This window comes from bacterium (genome assembly GCA_020440705.1).
In the GTDB taxonomy this organism is placed as follows: Bacteria; Krumholzibacteriota; Krumholzibacteriia; order LZORAL124-64-63; family LZORAL124-64-63; genus JAGRNP01.
In genome coordinates this window covers 1-1472 of sequence record JAGRNP010000254.1, presented here as the reverse complement: position 1 = coordinate 1472, position 1472 = coordinate 1, and the positions used below count along the sequence as shown (strand labels likewise).

General features: G+C 69.0%; 1 protein-coding gene. It reads left to right on the top strand.

Annotated features, from left to right (window positions below; genetic code table 11):
- The first annotated feature begins 303 nt into the window (after positions 1 to 303).
- The gene (locus tag KDM41_18190; protein ID MCB1185354.1) at positions 304 to 1389 is read left to right on the top strand and encodes a hypothetical protein; all 1086 of its coding nucleotides are present in this window, start codon (positions 304 to 306) and stop codon (positions 1387 to 1389) included.
- The last annotated feature ends 83 nt before the right edge of the window (positions 1390 to 1472 follow it).

The window sequence follows — 1472 nt, the reverse complement described above, 5'->3', positions numbered from 1 at the left end:
ACAAGTACTACGAGTACACCTTCGTCACCAACCAGCGTTCGCTCTGCAACAAGTGCCACGCCAAGGACTTCGGAGACGCTCCGTACTAGGGATTGGTCCCGGATGACACCTCCTGCGAGGTGGACCTGAACACGATCGACGACCTGGGAGGCCCCGCGACGACGTCGCGGGGCCTCTGCATCCGGGGAGTATTTCCCCGCGGCTCAAGATCATGTTATAATTCGAGTTGAGAGAACGGAACCGGACGGTCTGCTCGCCCTCTCGCCCGTCACCCGGTGCCGCATCCGCTGGAGAGGTGATGCCATGACGGTCCCCCATTCCCGCACCCGCCTCTGCCGGGCCACCGCCCTGCTGGCCGGGATCCTCGTCCTCAGCCCGGCCTACTCGGCCCGGGCCTTCCACGACGGAGGTGCGGCCGAGTGCGCCGCCTGCCACGTGATGCACGACGCCGCCGACGGCGAAGTGCTGATGGACGGGTCGTCCCCCCTGCTGACCGCCGCCTCGGCCAGCGACGTGTGCCTGAGCTGCCACGAGGGGGCCGACGGCGTCATGGCAGCCAACCCCCTGCTGCCCGGCCTGCTGCGCGGCGCCGGCGACTTCGTCTTCCTGCTCGAGGACAACCTGAACGACGCGCCGGACGGCCTGGCCGCCCCCATCGCGGGCCACGCCGCCGGCCACAGCATCGTCTCTATGGCCTACGGCCTGGAGCCGGACCCGCGCTGGACGCACGCCCCCGGCGGCAACTTCCCCTCGAGCCAACTCGGCTGCACCAGCTGCCACGATCCCCACGGCAACTCGAACTTCCGCATGCTGAACGGCGCCGGCGAAATCCAGGGCGGCGCGGCCGTCTTCGTGTACGACGCCCCGCAGGCGGCCGGGCTCGACGTCACCGATCCCACCGCCGTCGAGACGCGCAACCGCCACACGGCCTACATCAGAGGCATGAGCGACTGGTGCGCCAACTGCCACGGTCCGTATCACGACGACGGCCCCGCGCCCGGCGTCTTCCGCCACGGCGCCGACGGCACGTTCCCCCGCGGGCACGCCAATCGCTACAACGCCTATGAAGGAACCGCGAACCCTACCGGCGGACTCTTCACCACCGCCTACCTGCCGGAGGTCCCTTTCGAGGACCCCGCCGCCGTGGTCGACCGCACGAACGGTCCCACGGCCACCAGTACCCTCATGTGCCTCACCTGCCACCGGGCCCACGCCTCGAGCGCGCCGGCGGCCCTGCGCTGGGACATGGGCACGGTCGACATCAGCACGGACGGGCAGGTCTCCGGCTCCTATCCTCTGCCGAACCCGTATCCTGGCACCGGGCAGGAGCGGTTATGTGCCAAGTGCCACGTGGCGGGCGTCCCGGGACCAGATCTCCACGCCGACTGACCCGTTGGTTGTGTCTCTGAAAATGTGTCCGGCCCACACCTTGCGGGTCGGACACCATGAACAAACACCCCGACGCACACCGA

Bases quoted from the DNA above. Each gene is read 5' to 3' on its own strand.
- KDM41_18190 (MCB1185354.1), top strand. From the start codon at position 304: ATGACGGTCCCCCATTCCCGCACCCGCCTCTGCCGGGCCACCGCCCTG.